Consider the following 14,345-nt stretch of genomic DNA (forward strand, 5'->3'; position numbering starts at 1 on the left):
CCTCGTTGGAGAGGACTGCAGGATGGACGGCTGCGGTGAGCAGGGTTTGTGGCGAATTTGAAGCGGGTGTGAAGTCAGCGCCGCAGACGCTGGCCCGGTATCGCCAGCGGCAGCCACAGGCTGGCCACGGTGCCGCCGCCTTCGCGCGGCTGCAGGCTGGCGCGGCCGTCATGCAGGCGCACGACTTCCTGCACGAAGGGCAGGCCGAGGCCGGAACTGCGGCGGCCAGTGCCGGGTCGGGCCAGCGAATAGAAGCGCTCGAACACGCGCTCGCGTGCGTAATCGGGAATGCCCGCGCCACGGTCGGCAACCTGCAGGCGTACGCCCTGCCCGTCCAGTTGGGCATCCAGCTGCACCTGTGCCCCGGGTGGCGAGAACGCAATGGCGTTGTCGATCAGGTTGTGCAGCGCCTGTCGCAGCAGATAACCATCGCCCTGCACGCGCAGGTCGGGCACCTCGTCGATATGCAGCTGGACACCTGCGGCCTGCGCGCGCACCTGCGCCGCCGCCGCGGCTTCCTGCAGCAGCACCGGCAAGGCGATCGGATCACGGGTCTGCAACCAGCCGTGCTGCTCGACCTCGGCCAGCGCCAGCAGCTTGTCGATGGTTTCGGTCAGCCGTTCCTGCTGGTCGACGATGCTGCGTGCGAAATGCGTACGGTCGGCGTCGGCCATCGGCTCCTGCAGCAGTTCGGCGGCACCGCGTATCGCCGCAAGCGGGCTTTTCATCTCGTGGGTCAGCGATTGCACGTACTGCTCGACGTACGCTTTGCCTTCCAGCTTGCGCCGCATGGTCTCCAGCGCCTGGCCAAGATCGCCGATCTCGTCGCTGCGCCGCTTCGGCGGCGGCACCGGTTCACCGGCGCTGACCGCGCGCGCATAGCGGCTGAGCTGGCCCAGGCCGTTGGTCAGCCACATCGTCACCAGCACGCCCACCAGCGCCGACAGGCCGATCAGCCACGCACCGCGCTCGATGATGGCGCGCTGGCTGGCGGCAATGAACGGATCGATGCTGCGGTTGGGCTGGGCCAGGCTGAGCACGCCGATCAAGGTGCTGCCATCGACCGGGTCGTACACCGGCGCGGCCACGTGCATCACCGTATTGCTGTCATCGCCCGGCGTTTCCGGGCTGGAGCGCGCACCGTATTCGCCGCGCAGGGTGCGATAGACATCGTTCCAGCGCGAATTGTCGCGGCCCACGTCGCGGCCCAGCGAATCGTAGATCACGATGCCCTTGGCGTCGGTGATCGTCACCCGGTAGTCCAGCGCACGCTTGGGGAAGCGCCAGACCATCGCCTTCAGGTCGCGCTGCCGGGCCTTGGCCAGGTTGCGGGTGAAAGTGCCGTTGCGGATGGTGCCGGCCTTGACGTCGGCGGCGGCCATCTCCGCCAGCACGTTGGCCGCATCCACCAGGGTCGATTCCATCGCCTGGCGCACGCCCGGCTTCACTTCGTTGACGAACACGCGCATCACGAAGAACGCGGCGATGCCAACGATCAGGAAGAACCCCAGGAACAGTTTCAGGACCAGACGCACGCGTCAGACCTCCAGGGCGTAGCCGAGGCCGCGATGGGTGCGGATCGGCTCACCGCTGGCGCCGGCCGCACGCAGCTTGGCGCGCAGCGTCTTGACGTGGGTGTCGACGGTGCGGTCGGCACTGTCGGCGGCGCTGTCCCAGCCACGGTCCATCAACTGGGCACGGCTGAGGATCGCGCCGGGGCGCTGCAGCAGCGCTTCCAGCAACGCATATTCATAACGGGTCAGATCCAGCGCGTTTCCCTGGAAGCGGATGCGGCGGCCTTCGCGGTCGATGGCGAAGGCACCGTGTTCCTGCCAGCCGGTCTCGGCGCCCGGGGCGGCCGGAACGGGCGTGGCACGCCGCAGCCGGGCACGCACCCGCGCCACCAGCTCGCGCGGCGAGAACGGCTTGGCCATGTAGTCGTCCGCCCCCAGCTCCAGGCCCAGTACGCGGTCGAGTTCGTCGTTGCGGGCGGTCAGGAAGATCACCGGCACCTGCGCCACCGGCCCCGGCAGGGCCCGCAGCCGGCGGCAGACCTCGAAACCACTGAGGTCCGGCAGGCCGACATCCAGCACCACCAGGTCGATATCGCCGGCCTGCAGCTGCTGCAGCGCCTGCCCGCCCAGCAGGCAATGGCTGGCGGCATAGCCTTCGCTGCGCAGCGCATAGAGCACGGTTTCGGCGATGGCCGCTTCGTCTTCGACCACCAGGACATGGGTAACAGGGGCTGTCATGGCGCGCAGCATAGCCGCTGCGGCCCTTGCCCCGTACACTGCCGCCCATGAACTATCGCCACGCCTTCCACGCCGGCAACCACGCCGATGTCCTCAAGCACATCGTGCAGCTGGCCCTGATCGACAGCTTCAAGCGCAAGGACAGCCCGTTCTTCGTGCTCGACACCCACGGCGGTGCCGGCCGTTACCTGCTGGCCAGCGAAGAAAGCCGCAAGACCCTGGAAGCCGAATCCGGGGTCATGCGGCTGATGGCCCAGCCCAAGCTGCCGGAGGTGGTCGAGCGCTACCTCAAGGCGGTGCAGGCCGACAATCCGGTCGGCGCGATGATCGCCTACCCCGGCTCGCCGCTGCTCAGCGCGCAGGCCATGCGCCCGCAGGACCGCATGGCGGTGTGCGAGCTGCAGGAGGACGAAGCCGCGTCGCTGAAGACCCTGTTCGCCCATGACAGCCGCGTCGGCGTGCACCCCGGTGACGGCTATGCGCTGCTGCGCTCGCTGCTGCCGCCCAAGTCCAACGGTGCCAAGATCGGCCGCGGCCTGGTCCTGATCGACCCGCCCTACGAAGCCCAGGATGCCGAGTACCAGGCGATCCTTGCCGCGCTGGCCGAGACCCTGGCGCGCTGGCCGCAGGCCACCTGTGCGGTCTGGTTCCCGATCAAGCAGCGCCGCACCATCCTGCATTTCCTGCGCAAGGCCACCGCACTGCCGGTGAAGTCGGCGATGACCATCGAGTTCCTGGTCCGCCCGGACGACTCCCCGCTGCGCCTCAACGGCAGCGGCATGCTGGTGCTCAATGCTCCCTGGCAGTTCGACCGCGTGGTCGGCCCGGCCCTGCCGGCCCTGCGCCAGCATCTGGGCGAGCCTGGCGCCAGCACCCGCCTGGACTGGCTGAAGACGGCCGAATAAGGGCCTTCACGAGGCTGTACGACCGTGAGCCTTTCGTTCACGGAATGCAGCCCCGGTGATGACACAATCGATGGACCACCAAGGAATCACCCGGTATGGCCACTCGCAACCGCATGCCGCCCTGGCATGAGATCTTCAAGGCTCCCAGCGGCCACGAGCTGCTGATCCGCCCCATCCGCCCGGAAGATGGCGCGCCGCTGCAGGCCGCCTTCAGCCTGTTCGGGCCGGAAGAAATCCGCGACCGCTTCCTGCAGTCGGTGACCGAGCTGTCGCCGGAAACCACCCAGCGCCTGACCCATCCCAACCCGAAGACCGAGATCACCCTGGTCGCCGCCGAGTCGCTGCCGGCCGGTGAGGCCGTGGTCGGCGCGGTGGCCCGTGCCTCGATCATCCCCGGTACCCGCGAAGCCGAGTACGCGATCCTGATCAGCCGCTTCCTGATCGGCCAGGGCCTGGGCCGCCAGCTGATGCGCAAGCTGGTGAAATGGGGCCGCGGCAAGTACCTGGACCGCCTGTATGGCGATGTCGCCGCCGAGAACGAGCCGATGAAGCAGCTGGCCGCCTCGCTGGGCTTCAAGCCGGTCCCCCATCCGAACGGGGCCGAAGGCCTGGTGCGGATGGTGCTGGAACTGGACAACTGACGGCAGCGCCGGGCCCTGCCCGGCACGCGTTCCGGTAGTGCCGGCTACTGTGGCCGGCTCCACCGATTCCCCGCAGCATCATGAGCTGCCGGCCAGCGGCCGGCACTACCCAGCGGGCTTCGATCGGGCTTCTGCTAAAATCCGCGGTTCATGTCGCGTACTCAATACCCCGCCCCGCCGCTGCCACGTGCCGGCCAGCTTCGCGCCTGGTGGCGCGCCCCCGCCTCGCCCACTGCCCTGGCCTGGTATCTGGCCCAGGCAGCGCGCACGCATGACGCCCCGATACTGGTGGTGGCCCGTGACAACCACGGTGCCAACCAGATCGAAGCGGATCTGCATACCCTTCTGGGAGGCGACCCGAGCCTGCCGGTGGTGGCGTTCCCGGACTGGGAGACGCTGCCCTACGATCGCTTCAGCCCGCACCCGGACATCATTTCGCAGCGTCTGTCGGCCCTGCACCGCCTGCCCACGCTGAAGCGCGGCCTGGTGGTGGTGCCGGTGCAGACCCTGCTGCAGCAGCTGGCTCCCCGCAGCTATGTCATCGGCGGCAGCTTCAATCTTGAAGTCGGCCAGCGCCTGGACCTGGAAGCGGAGAAGCGTCGCCTGGAAAGCGCCGGCTACCGCAACGTGCCGCAGGTGATGGACCCGGGTGATTTCGCCGTGCGTGGCGGCCTGCTTGACGTCTACCCGATGGGCGCCGACGAGCCGCTGCGGGTGGAACTGCTGGACGAGGACATCGATTCAATTCGTGCGTTCGATCCGGAAAGCCAGCGCTCGCTGGACAAGGTCGAGGCGGTGCACATGCTGCCCGGCCGCGAAGTACCGATGGACGACGCCAGCATCGCCCGGGTGCTGGCGACCCTGCGCGAGCGCTTCGACGTCGATACCCGACGCAGTTCGCTGTACCAGGACCTGAAATCGGGCCTGGCCCCGGCCGGCATCGAGTACTACCTGCCGCTGTTCTTCGAGCGCACCGCCACCCTGTTCGACTACCTGCCTGCCGGCAGCCTGCCGGTGGTCTGTGTCGGTGCCGCTGAAGCGGCAGAGACCTTCTGGACACAGACCGGTGAGCGCTACGAGCAACGCCGCCATGATGTGGAACGACCGCTGCTGCCACCGTCGGCGCTGTACCTGTCGCCGGACCTGCTGCGCGAGCGTTTGAACGACGCACCGCGCATCGAGGTATGGGCTGCCGATCACGCCCGCATCGCCGAGGCGCATGCGCTGGGCGACCAGCCGTTGCCGCCGCTGCCGGTGGCCGCGCGCGAGGCACCGGCGGGTGACGCGCTGAAATCCTTCCTCGGCCATTACCCTGGCCGCGTACTGATCGCCGCCGATTCGCCCGGCCGTCGCGAGGCCTTGCTGGAAGTGCTGCAGGCCGCCGAGCTGAAGCCACCGGTGGTGGCCGACCTGCTGTCCTTCCTGGCCAGCGACGAGCGCTTCGCCATTGCCGTGGCGCCGCTGGAAGACGGCTTCGCCCTGGATGCGCCGCACATCGCGGTGCTGACCGAGCGCCAGCTGTTCCCCGAGCGCGCCGGCAGCACCCGTCGCACGCGCCGCGCCGGACGAGAGCCGGAAGCGATCATCCGCGATCTGGGCGAGCTGACCGAAGGCGCGCCGATCGTGCACGAGGACCATGGCGTCGGCCGCTACCGCGGACTGATCGCGATGGACGTCGGCGGCATGCCCGGCGAGTTCCTCGAAATCGAGTACGCCAAGGGCGACCGCCTGTACGTGCCGGTCGCACAGCTGCACCTGATCAGCCGCTATTCCGGCGCCTCCGCCGAAACCGCGCCACTGCATTCACTGGGTGGCGAGCAGTGGAGCAAGGCCAAGCGCAAGGCCGCCGAGAAGGTGCGCGATGTGGCCGCCGAGCTGCTGGAGATCCAGGCCCGCCGCCAGGCGCGTGCCGGACTGGCACTGCAGGTGGACCGCGCGATGTACGAGCCGTTCGCCGCTGGTTTCCCGTTCGAGGAAACCCCGGACCAGCTGGCCGCCATCGACGCCACCCTGCGTGACCTGGCCAGCAGCCAGCCGATGGACCGCGTAGTCTGCGGCGACGTGGGTTTCGGCAAGACCGAAGTCGCGGTGCGTGCCGCATTTGCTGCCGCCAGCGCCGGCAAGCAGGTGGCGGTGCTGGTGCCGACCACGCTGCTGGCCGAACAGCATTACCGCAATTTCCGCGACCGCTTCGCCGACTATCCGATGAAGGTCGAAGTATTGTCGCGCTTCAAGAGCACCAAAGAGATCAAGGCCGAGCTGGAGAAGGTCGCGGCCGGCACCATCGACGTCATCGTCGGTACCCATCGCCTGCTGCAGCCGGACGTGAAGTTCAAGGACCTGGGCATGGTCGTCGTCGACGAGGAGCAGCGCTTCGGCGTGCGCCAGAAGGAGGCGCTGAAGGCACTGCGCGCCAACGTGCACCTGCTGACCCTGACCGCCACGCCGATTCCGCGCACGCTGAACATGGCCATGGCCGGCCTGCGCGACCTGTCGATCATCGCCACCCCGCCGCCGAACCGGCTGGCGGTGCAGACCTTCATCACCCAGTGGGATAACGCGCTGCTGCGCGAAGCGTTCCAGCGCGAGCTGGCGCGCGGTGGCCAGCTGTATTTCCTGCACAACGACGTGGAGAGCATCGGCCGCATGCAGCGCGAGCTGTCCGAGCTGGTGCCCGAAGCGCGCATCGGCATCGCCCATGGGCAGATGCCCGAGCGCGAGCTGGAAAAGGTGATGCTGGACTTCCAGAAGCAGCGCTTCAACGTGCTGCTGTCGACCACGATCATCGAATCGGGCATCGACATCCCCAACGCCAACACCATCATCATCAACCGTGCCGACCGCTTCGGCCTGGCCCAGCTGCACCAGCTGCGTGGCCGCGTCGGTCGATCGCACCACCGCGCCTATGCCTACCTGGTCGTGCCCGACCGTCGCTCGATCACGCCGGATGCGGAAAAGCGCCTGGAAGCGATCGCCTCGATGGACGAACTGGGTGCCGGCTTCACCCTGGCCACCCACGATCTGGAGATCCGCGGCGCCGGCGAACTGCTGGGCGAGGACCAGAGCGGGCAGATGGCCGAAGTGGGCTTCAGCCTGTACACCGAGCTGCTGGAACGCGCAGTGCGCAGCATCAAGCAGGGCCATCTGCCCGACATCGATGCCGGCGAAGAAGCGCGGGGTGCCGAGGTCGAGCTGCACGTGCCGGCGCTGATTCCGGACGACTACCTGCCGGATGTGCACACCCGCCTGACGCTGTACAAGCGCATTTCCAGCGCGCGCGACAGCGATGCGCTGCGCGAGCTGCAGGTGGAGATGATCGACCGCTTCGGCCTGCTGCCGGATGCGGCCAAGAACCTGTTCGCCATTGCCGAGCTGAAGCTGCAGGCCAGCACGCTGGGCATCCGCAAGCTGGACCTGGGCGAGAACGGTGGCCGCATCGTGTTCGAATCCAAGCCGAACATCGACCCGATGGCGGTGATCCAGCTGATCCAGAAACAACCGAACCTCTATGCCATGGACGGTCCGGACAAGCTGCGCGTCAAGCATCCGCTGCCACTGCCCGAAGACCGCTTCAACGCCGCACGCGCGCTGCTGCTGACCCTGGCCCTGCGTTGATCGATATCCAAGGTTCCGGTCCGCCGCGGGCGGCAGACCGGCGCCCTTTCCGTTTCCTGCGCCCGCGACAAGGAGTGTTGCCGTGAATCGTTTCGCCCCCCTTCTGCTCGCCACCAGCCTGGGCCTGCTGGCCGCCTGCCACAGCGGCATGAGCAACCGCGATTACCTGCACGAGAATGTCGCCAGCTGGAACGGCACGGTCAGCATGGTCGAGCAATGGACCAACGGCCCGAACGGCGAGTCCTTCCATGCGTCGCTGCAGGACGGCAAGAGCATGCAGCAGCATCGCTTCGGCCTGAAGAACGCGCACAAGGAAATCGCCGACCGGCTGGTCTTCGTCCAGCAGTTCACCCATGGCAAGGACGCCGATGCACTGCACCAGAACCTGCTCGATTCCCTGAAGAGCACCGAACAGATGTTCGCGGTGATGGAACAGCTGGCTGCCCTGCCCGATGGCTATAGCGAAGAACAGGTCGCCCCGCTGCTGGAGACCCTGGATGAGGCCGTGACCAGAATGGACGAAGACATGCAGACCCTGAGCGACGCGCAGGACGCCTTCGCCAAAGCCCATCGCATCCACCTGCAGACCACCGGCTGAGCCACGCCGCCCCGGTTGCCGATGCGGCCGGGGCCAAATGCTGCATGCGACTGAACGCACAGCCCCACGCGGGACCGTCGATGCCCCCCGCGTGACACTGATGCGGGTACCCTATGCGCCGCCCCGGCCCGCTCTCGCGGGCCTTTCCGTTTCCTGCGCAGCTTCGTCGCGCCGCCAGTTCCGATGCCCCAGCCCAGACCTCCCGACCTCCTGCACGCGCAGGCCTGCCTGATCGACGCCCTGTCGATGTCGCTGCAGATGCGTGATGCCTATACCCGCCACCACTGTGACCGCGTGGGCCTTCTTGCGCAGCACCTTGCCCTGCACTGCGACCTGGATGAGGACGCCTGTGCGCAGGTCGGCCTGGCCGCGCGCTTCCACGACATCGGCAAGATCGGCATCCCCGACGAGGTACTGCTGAGCCCGCGCCGGCACAGCGACGAAGAGCGCGCGATCATGCGCGAGCACCCGGTGCGCGGCGAGCACATTTTCCTGGCCACCGGTCGCAGCGATGCGGCACCGGTCGCTCGCCTGATCCGCGCGCACCATGAAGCGTTCGACGGCAGCGGCTATCCCGATGGCCTGCACGGCGAGGCCATTCCGCTGGGCGCCCGCATCGTCACCATTGCCGATGCCTACGATGCAATGACCAGCGTGCGCCCTTACCGCGCGGCGATGGAGCACGAGACGGTGCTGCGGATCCTCGATGAGCAGGCCGGTGGCCTGATCGATCCCTACGTGCTGCAGCGTTTCCACGGCATGCTCAGGAACGAGCCGGCGCTGCTCTGAGTTGCACACCGCGGAGACTGCCTGCGGGCCTCTCTAGGTACTTTTGGCGCGGGCGCGGGACCTCAATGGAATCCCAGCAACCGCACTGAAGCCAATCCCGCTCAGCAATCCAAAGAAGCCGCCGACCGGGAAGCAGAAGATGAGCCCCCAACCAAGGTCCATCAGCAGAATCTCCAGGTAGCCATCTTCCGGCGGCCAGGCGGCCCGCAGCATCAGCATGATGCCGCCGATCAGCGTAGCGCCAACGCAGACCGATACCCAGCTCAGGCGTCGGCGCCAGCGAAGCAGCCCGATCCAGGGCCCGCAGAGCACTACCGCGAATGCCATCGACACCATCACTTCGTGAAGTGATGCAGCCAGCCGGACGAGATAGTACGGGGTCCTGCCAAGTGTCAGCGCGAACAAGACCACCACCACCACCAGGCCCACCCAGGGCGTGATCGCGCCAATGGTCATCGCCAGCCAAAAGGGCCGGCGGTGCCCGCACGTCGGCATCGGCGCGACCGCTGCAGCAGGTAACGTGTTGCTGGATTCGTATAAATTGAAGCTCATGACCGTCCCTGGGCCCCGTGCAGGGCGTGCGCAGCGCGCGCATCCTAACGCATTCATTGCAGCCGATGGCGATGTAGGCAGGCGGAAACAGGAAGGCCCGGAATTCGCCGGGCCTCCTGCATTACTGCCGCATGCGATCGATTACCAGATCACCACGCGCTTGTCGTCGGCACGCACCATCGCATCGCCAGCCTTGCACTGGAACGCAGCCGCATAGGACGGCATGTTCGACGGCGCACCGTTGGCACGGAAGTTCGCCGGTGCGTGCGGATCGGTGTTCAGGCGCACGCGCAGCTCACCGTCGGTGAAGTTGCGACGCCACACGGTGGCCCAGTTCATGAAGAAGCGCTGGTCCTGGCTGTGACCGTCCACCTCGACGTTCGCCTTCGGGTTCTCCTTCAGCGCCATCTGCAGGGCATCGTAGGCCACGGTCAGGCCACCCAGATCGCCGATGTTCTCGCCCAGGGTCAGCTTGCCCTTCACGAACACGCCCGGCACCGATTCATAGCCGTCGAACTGCGCGACCAGCTGGTCGGTTCGTTCGGTGAAGGCCTTGCGGTCGCTGTCGGTCCACCAGTTGTCGAAGTTGCCGTTGGCGGCGAACTGGCTGCCCGAGTCGTCGTAGCCGTGCATCATCTCGTGGCCGATGACCGCACCGATGCCACCGTAGTTCAGCGCCGGATCGGCCTTGGCATCGAAGAACGGTGCCTGCAGGATCGCCGCCGGGAACACGATCTCGTTCTTGGTGGCGTTGTAGTAGGCGTTGACGGTCTGCGGGGTCATGCCCCACTCGGTCTTGTCCACCGGCTTGCCGATCTTGTCCAGCATGTATCGGTAGTTGAACGCACGCGCTGCCTGCATGTTGCCCAGATAGCTGTCACCGTTGGTCTGCAGACCCGTCCACTCACGCCACTTGTCCGGGTAACCGATCTTCGGGGTGAAGCTGGCCCACTTTTCCAGCGCCTTCTTCTTGGTTTCCTCGCCCATCCACGGCAGCTGCTCCAGGCGCGCCTTCAGCGCCACCGACAGGTTCTGCACCAGATGCTGCATGGCCTCCTTGGATTCGGCCGGGAATACCGCGTCCACGTACAGCTGGCCCAAGGCTTCGCCCATGCCGCCGTTCACCGACTCCAGCACACGCTTCCAGCGCGGCTGCATTTCCTGCTGGCCGCGCAGGGTCTTGCCGTAGAACTCGAAGTTGGCCTTCTCGAACTGGCTGCTCAGGTACGGCGAGGCATCGTCGATGGTGTGGAAGCGCAGGTAGGACTGCCAGGTTGCGGCCGGGACGTCGGCCAGCATCTTGTCCATTTCGCTGAAGAAGCCCGGCTGGGCCAGCGAGAACTTCTGTGCAGCCGGCACCTTCAGCGTGTCGAACAGCGCGGTCCAGCTGAAGTTCGGGGTCAGCTTGTCCGCATCGGCGGCGCTGAGCGGGTTGTAGCGCTTGGCCGGGTCACGCATTTCGATACGCGACATCGAGGCCTTGGCCAGGCGGGTCTCGAACGCCATCACCGCCTTGGCCTGTTCGGCAGCCTGCGCCGCGTCCACGCCGGACAGCGTCAGCACCTGCCCGATGTAGGCCACGTAGGCGTCGCGAATCTTGGCCTGCGCGTCGTCGAAGTAGTAGCCCTTCTCCGGCAGGCCCAGGCCGCCCTGGCCGACGTAGGCGATGACGTTGGCCGAATCCTTGTAATCGGCATTGGCGAACAGCGAGAACAGCACGCCCTGGCCCTGCGCCTGGCTGTCGCGCAGGTACTGGGTGATGGCGGCGGTGTCGTTCAGCGCAGTGATCTTGTCCAGCGTCGGCTGCAGCGGCGCCAGGCCGGCAGCCTCGATCTTCGCTTCGTCGTTGCCGGTCTTCCAGATGTCACCGATCTTGGCTTCCACCGAGCCGGCCTTGGCCTGGCTGGCCGCGGCCTGCTGCACCAGCGCGTGCTGCACTTCCAGCGAGCGCTCGCGCAGGATCTCGAAGCTGCCCCAGGTGGTCTGGTCGCCCGGCACCGGGTTGGCTTTGAGCCACTTGCTGTTGACGAAGCCGTTGAGGTCGGTACACGCGGCGATGGACGGATCCAGATCGGCGCTGTTGAGGCTGATCAGCGCGGTCTTGATCTGCGACTGGTCGAACGCCGGCTTGGCGGCGTCGGCAGCGGGCGCGGTCTCGTTCTTGCCACAGGCGGCGAGCGAAGCGGCGATGGCGATGGTCAGGCCCAGCGGGACCAGATTACGGACGTTCATGGCGTGTCTCCAACGGCGAATCGTCCAGCGTAGCCGCTGCGGCGATGGTGGGGACCGGCCAAAGGTCACAGGGGGAACGCCCGTGGTCGCAACCGGGTAGGTGCGGACCGTTGGTCCGCACACACCCAGCAGGGGAATACCCACCAACGGTGGGTATCTACCGCGCCTTGCCCTGGTTGGCCACGGCTTCGGCGGCCTTGCGTGCCGCTTCCGGGTCACCCAGGTAACGGAACGACTTCACGGTGAGGTCGTCGTTCAACTCGAACAGCAGCGGAATGCCGGTCGGGATGTTCAGCTCGAGGATTTCCTCGCGCGAGACGTTGTTGAGGTACTTGTACAGCGCGCGCAGCGAGTTGCCGTGGGCGGTGACCAGCACGGTCTTGCCATCCTTCAACTGCGGCGCGATGGCGTCGTGCCAGTACGGCAGCACGCGGTCGAGCGTCGTGGCCAGCGATTCGGTGCCCGGCAGCGCGTTGCGATCCAGCCCGGCATAGCGGCGGTCGTGGATCGGGTGGCCCGGATCTTCCAGGTCCATCGCCGGCGGCGGGATGTCGTACGAACGGCGCCACACCTTGACCTGGTCCTCGCCATGCTTGGCGGCGGTCTCGGCCTTGTCCAGGCCCTGCAGGCCACCGTAGTGGCGCTCGTTGAGGCGCCAGGACTTGTTCACCGGCAGCCAGTCCTGCTCCAGCTCGGCCAACGCACCCTGCAGGGTGTGGATGGCGCGCTTGAGCACGGAGGTGTGGGCGACGTCGAACTGCAGGCCTTCCTCGCGCATCAGGCGGCCGGCGGCAGCCGCTTCCCGGCGCCCCTGCTCGGTCAGGTCGACATCGACCCAGCCGGTGAAGCGGTTGTCCAGGTTCCACTGGCTCTGGCCATGGCGCAACAGTACGAGTTTACGGGTCACTGCAGGGTCTCCAACGCGAGGAAAGGCAGGCGGCCATTGTAGCCCCGGCGCCCGCTCACCGCGCCGTGGCGGTGTGGATGTCATCCTGTGGCCGATGAATACACTGATCGACCCCGGGCGCTGGGAAGGCAGCGTCAGCGCCGCCCGCGAACAGCAGAAGCAGCTGGCCACCCGCGTGCAACGGCAGGACCGGCTGCCCGCTACCGTGCGCTGGCTGGCCGGGCTGGATGTCGGCTTCGAGGAAGACGGCGCGATCACCCGCGCTGCGGCCGTGTTGCTCGACGCGGACACCCTGCAGCCGGTGGCGCAGGAAATCGCCCGCATCCCCACCGTGATGCCCTATATCCCGGGCCTGCTCAGCTTCCGCGAACTGCCGGCGCTGCTGGCTGCGTTGGCGTTGCTGCCGCGCGCACCGGACCTGGTGTTCGTCGATGGCCATGGCATCAGCCATCCGCGCCGGCTGGGCATTGCCGCACACCTGGGCGTGGTGACCGACCTGCCGAGCATCGGCGTGGCCAAATCGAAGCTGGTGGGCCGCTTCATCGAGCCCGACCCTGAGGCCGGCGCGCACACGCCGTTGCTGGACGGCGGCGAGCAGCTCGGCTGGGTACTGCGCAGCAAGCTGCGCTGCAAGCCGCTGTTCGTCGCCGGCGGGCATCGGGTCAGTGCCGATACCGCGCTGGCCTGGGTGCAGCGCACGCTGCGCGGCTATCGCCTGCCCGAGCCGACCCGGCTGGCGGATCGGCTGGCCTCGCGGCGCGACGAACAGAGGTAGCGCCGGGCACCGGCCGCCACACCCGCTTCAGCGATGCACGTGACCGCGATGGCCCTGCGCATCGGCAGCTGCATGATCGTGCCCGGCGTGATCGTCGTCCTTGGCCGCTGAAGGCTGGCCACAGGCTTCACCGCAATGGTCAGCTTCGATCTGCAGGGTCACGTGTTCGATGCCGAAATCGTCGTGCAGGCGATCACCGAGTTCGCGACGAAGGCGGTCGGCGTCGTCGCCTTCGCGCATCACGATGTGCGCGGTCAGTGCCGGCGTGCTGGACGCCAGCGCCCACACGTGCAGGTCATGCACGTCCAGCACTGCGTCGTGGTCGGACAGGCGGTCGCGGACCCTGGCCACGTCCATGCCCTTGGGCACGCCTTCCAGCAGCACGTTGATGGCCTCGCGCATCAGCACATACGTGCGCGGCAGCACCCACAAACCGATCAGCACGGCCAGGATCGGGTCGATCGGCTTCCAGCCGGTCCATTGGATCAGCAGCGCGCCGGCGATCACCGCCACCGAGCCGAGCATGTCGGCCCACACTTCCAGGTAGGCGCCCTTCACGTTGAGGCTCTCGCCGCTACCGGCCTGCAGCAGGCGCATGGAGATCATGTTGATCACCAGGCCGACCGCGGCAATCACCAGCATGCCGGTGGAGGCGATCTCCTGCGGTTGGCGGAAGCGACCGATGGCTTCCCACAGGATGTAGCCCGCAACCACAAACAGCATTGCACCGTTGATCATCGCGCCCAGTGCTTCAAGACGTGCATAACCGTAGGTGCGGCGCGCGTCCGGCGGGCGCCGGCTCAGCCGCACGGCCACCAGCGCGATCATCAGCGCCAGGGTGTCGGTAGCCATGTGCGCGGCATCGGACAGCAGTGCCAGACTGTTGGTCCAGAATGCACCGACCACCTCCACGACAAGGAAGGTGGAGGTCAGGCCGAGCGCCCACCACAAGGGTTTCTCGTGGCGGATCTCGGATGGCAGGTGATCGTGGTCGTGACCCATGGCAACAGCTCCTTAGCGATGGGAGTCAGGCTACGCCGGCGGGTGTCGGGAAACTATCACGGTGTTTATAACATTGC

At 67.1% G+C, this 14,345-nt stretch carries 12 protein-coding genes; 6 read left to right on the top strand and 6 right to left on the bottom strand.

The features are described from left to right. Nucleotides 1-74: 74 nt before the first annotated feature. Nucleotides 75-1,535 (bottom strand): two-component system sensor histidine kinase CreC, encoded by a 1,461-nt coding sequence (gene creC, locus AB4Y98_RS03505; protein ID WP_363730821.1) that lies wholly within the window; start codon nt 1,533-1,535, stop codon nt 75-77. Between the two features lie 3 nt (nt 1,536-1,538). Then, entirely contained in the window at nt 1,539-2,264 is a 726-nt protein-coding gene (gene creB, locus AB4Y98_RS03510; RefSeq protein WP_442243778.1) for a two-component system response regulator CreB, read from the bottom strand. Nucleotides 2,265-2,299: 35 nt separating this feature from the next. Here creB and AB4Y98_RS03515 point away from each other — a divergent pair, with 35 nt between their 5' ends. The 5 genes from AB4Y98_RS03515 (at nt 2,300) to AB4Y98_RS03535 (ending at nt 8,800) form a co-directional block, all read left to right on the top strand. After that, nucleotides 2,300-3,157, top strand: a complete 858-nt coding sequence (locus tag AB4Y98_RS03515; RefSeq protein ID WP_442243779.1) for a 23S rRNA (adenine(2030)-N(6))-methyltransferase RlmJ — start codon at nt 2,300-2,302, stop codon at nt 3,155-3,157. A gap of 95 nt (nt 3,158-3,252) precedes the next feature. Then, nucleotides 3,253-3,798 (top strand): GNAT family N-acetyltransferase, encoded by a 546-nt coding sequence (locus tag AB4Y98_RS03520; protein WP_025879325.1) that lies wholly within the window; start codon nt 3,253-3,255, stop codon nt 3,796-3,798. A 150-nt stretch (nt 3,799-3,948) separates the two neighbouring features. Then, complete coding sequence (mfd, locus tag AB4Y98_RS03525; RefSeq protein WP_336026047.1) at nt 3,949-7,413, top strand: transcription-repair coupling factor; 3,465 nt, start codon at nt 3,949-3,951, stop codon at nt 7,411-7,413. An 82-nt stretch (nt 7,414-7,495) separates the two neighbouring features. Continuing rightward, nucleotides 7,496-8,011, top strand: a complete 516-nt coding sequence (locus AB4Y98_RS03530; protein ID WP_313248711.1) for a hypothetical protein — start codon at nt 7,496-7,498, stop codon at nt 8,009-8,011. A gap of 183 nt (nt 8,012-8,194) precedes the next feature. Then, a complete protein-coding gene (locus AB4Y98_RS03535) occupies nt 8,195-8,800 on the top strand; it encodes an HD-GYP domain-containing protein (RefSeq protein ID WP_394195804.1) in 606 nt (201 codons plus the stop codon). A 33-nt stretch (nt 8,801-8,833) separates the two neighbouring features. Here the strand turns inward: AB4Y98_RS03535 and AB4Y98_RS03540 are convergent, their stop codons facing one another. The 3 genes from AB4Y98_RS03540 to gpmA form a co-directional block, all read right to left on the bottom strand. Continuing rightward, a complete protein-coding gene (locus tag AB4Y98_RS03540) occupies nt 8,834-9,352 on the bottom strand; it encodes a hypothetical protein (protein ID WP_442243780.1) in 519 nt (172 codons plus the stop codon). A 141-nt stretch (nt 9,353-9,493) separates the two neighbouring features. Then, on the bottom strand, nt 9,494-11,584 hold the full coding sequence (locus AB4Y98_RS03545; RefSeq protein WP_394195808.1) for a M13 family metallopeptidase: 2,091 nt from the start codon (nt 11,582-11,584) through the stop codon (nt 9,494-9,496). 157 nt (nt 11,585-11,741) lie between these two features. Beyond that, nucleotides 11,742-12,491: a 2,3-diphosphoglycerate-dependent phosphoglycerate mutase gene (gene gpmA, locus AB4Y98_RS03550; RefSeq protein WP_025873769.1), complete on the bottom strand. Its 750-nt coding sequence runs from the start codon at nt 12,489-12,491 to the stop codon at nt 11,742-11,744. Nucleotides 12,492-12,585: 94 nt separating this feature from the next. Between gpmA and nfi the strand changes: the two genes are divergently transcribed. Next, nucleotides 12,586-13,266 carry a deoxyribonuclease V gene (gene nfi / locus AB4Y98_RS03555; RefSeq protein ID WP_025873770.1) on the top strand — a complete coding sequence of 227 codons (681 nt, stop codon included), beginning with the start codon at nt 12,586-12,588 and terminating at the stop codon, nt 13,264-13,266. 27 nt (nt 13,267-13,293) lie between these two features. Here the strand turns inward: nfi and AB4Y98_RS03560 are convergent, their stop codons facing one another. Next, nucleotides 13,294-14,268 carry a cation diffusion facilitator family transporter gene (locus AB4Y98_RS03560; protein WP_049466006.1) on the bottom strand — a complete coding sequence of 325 codons (975 nt, stop codon included), beginning with the start codon at nt 14,266-14,268 and terminating at the stop codon, nt 13,294-13,296. Nucleotides 14,269-14,345 lie beyond the last annotated feature (77 nt).

It is taken from the genome of Stenotrophomonas sp. 2YAF26 (genome assembly GCF_052114625.1).
Taxonomy (GTDB): domain Bacteria; phylum Pseudomonadota; class Gammaproteobacteria; order Xanthomonadales; family Xanthomonadaceae; genus Stenotrophomonas; species Stenotrophomonas indicatrix.

Coding starts and splice junctions, on each gene's coding strand:
- creB (WP_442243778.1), bottom strand. CDS start 2,264: ATGCTGCGCGCCATGACAGCCCCTGTTACCCATGTCCTGGTGGTCGAA.
- AB4Y98_RS03515 (WP_442243779.1), top strand. CDS start 2,300: ATGAACTATCGCCACGCCTTCCACGCCGGCAACCACGCCGATGTCCTC.
- AB4Y98_RS03520 (WP_025879325.1), top strand. CDS start 3,253: ATGGCCACTCGCAACCGCATGCCGCCCTGGCATGAGATCTTCAAGGCT.
- mfd (WP_336026047.1), top strand. CDS start 3,949: ATGTCGCGTACTCAATACCCCGCCCCGCCGCTGCCACGTGCCGGCCAG.
- AB4Y98_RS03535 (WP_394195804.1), top strand. CDS start 8,195: ATGCCCCAGCCCAGACCTCCCGACCTCCTGCACGCGCAGGCCTGCCTG.
- AB4Y98_RS03540 (WP_442243780.1), bottom strand. CDS start 9,352: ATGAGCTTCAATTTATACGAATCCAGCAACACGTTACCTGCTGCAGCG.
- AB4Y98_RS03545 (WP_394195808.1), bottom strand. CDS start 11,584: ATGAACGTCCGTAATCTGGTCCCGCTGGGCCTGACCATCGCCATCGCC.
- nfi (WP_025873770.1), top strand. CDS start 12,586: ATGAATACACTGATCGACCCCGGGCGCTGGGAAGGCAGCGTCAGCGCC.
- AB4Y98_RS03560 (WP_049466006.1), bottom strand. CDS start 14,268: ATGGGTCACGACCACGATCACCTGCCATCCGAGATCCGCCACGAGAAA.